Raw genomic sequence first — 1,056 nt, forward strand, 5'->3', positions numbered from 1 at the left:
CCAGCGGGCCTGCAGAGCCAGTTCATCATCAATGCCGACAGGTTCGCCGTGGTCAACGACATCAACGGCACTCCCGCATCGTTTTTCGCGATCCAGGATGGGCAGACGTTTATCCAGGCAGCCTTCATCGCTGACGGCACGATCACGAACGCCAAGATCGGGAGCTTCATCAGTTCGACGAACTACGTGCCGGGCGTCCAAGGGTGGCGACTGAACAAGGACGGAACACTCGAGATCAACGGAGCTATTGCGGGGCAGGGACGGCTCACAATCACGCATCGTGCCGTGAAGGTTTTCGACAGCAATGACCGGCTGCGCGTGCAACTTGGGGATCTAACGGCATGAGCTATGGCCTACGGACATTCAGTGAAGGCGGTGTAGTTGAGCTTGATACCGACAGCTTCACCTACCAAGTGCTTCACAGCCAAACCTACACGCTGACGGGAAATGGGGCAGTCGTTTCTGTCCCCATTTCAGGGTTCAACCCGGCAACATGCACAGCCGTGATCCTTCCAACAACTGCGCGCAAAAACGAGTTCAACGAAAGCGCAATGCCCTATATGAGGGTGGCTGTAGGCAATGTGACCGTACGATCAAAGCATCCAAACCAGCCTGGCACTGAAGATTACGGGTCACACATTCAGTTCCGTCTTCTTGTAATGAGGTTCAAGAATTGAGCTTTGGACTTTACGTTAGAAATGACGATGACTACGTGCAGATCGACTCCAACAACCCCAGGCTGTGCGCGCTGTACAGCGGGACTTACTCCGCGACAAGCTCAAGCACTGTAGTCGTCTCGTTCCCGGCCACGATAAGAACGACCGAGCCGCCCTGCATCTTCATTCGCAACTCGCCGAGCCAGCCGGACATTCTCTATCGGGAAATGACAATTACCGGCTCTCCAGGCAACTGGACAGGCTTCAGGCTCGAGAGCGGCAATGTGACCTGGCGGCCCACCGGGAAGTGGTTTGCAGCTGTATTTGCCAGCCGCTCAGCAGCGAGTTGGGGGTTGAGGATGTGGGACGAGGCCGGAGTCATCATCTACGACTCCGGGTC

At 56.1% G+C, this 1,056-nt stretch carries 2 protein-coding genes and 1 pseudogene; all 3 read left to right on the top strand.

The annotated features are described in order from the left end of the window. A partial coding sequence (locus tag MF6396_RS28080) for a phage tail tip fiber protein (protein ID WP_153046153.1) occupies positions 1 to 345 on the top strand: 345 nt, incomplete at its 5' end. Next, positions 342 to 677: a hypothetical protein gene (locus MF6396_RS28640; RefSeq protein WP_153002435.1), complete on the top strand. Its 336-nt coding sequence runs from the start codon at positions 342 to 344 to the stop codon at positions 675 to 677. The genes MF6396_RS28080 and MF6396_RS28640, both read left to right, overlap by 4 nt. A 35-nt stretch (positions 678 to 712) precedes the next feature. Next, positions 713 to 1,056, top strand: a pseudogene (locus tag MF6396_RS29185) (hypothetical protein); the annotation flags it as partial.

The sequence above is a fragment of the Pseudomonas sp. MF6396 genome (genome assembly GCF_002018915.1).
Taxonomy (GTDB): Bacteria; Pseudomonadota; Gammaproteobacteria; order Pseudomonadales; family Pseudomonadaceae; genus Aquipseudomonas; species Aquipseudomonas palmensis.

Excerpts from the sequence above, each read along its gene's own strand:
- MF6396_RS28640 (WP_153002435.1), top strand. The coding sequence starts at position 342 with ATGAGCTATGGCCTACGGACATTCAGTGAAGGCGGTGTAGTTGAGCTT.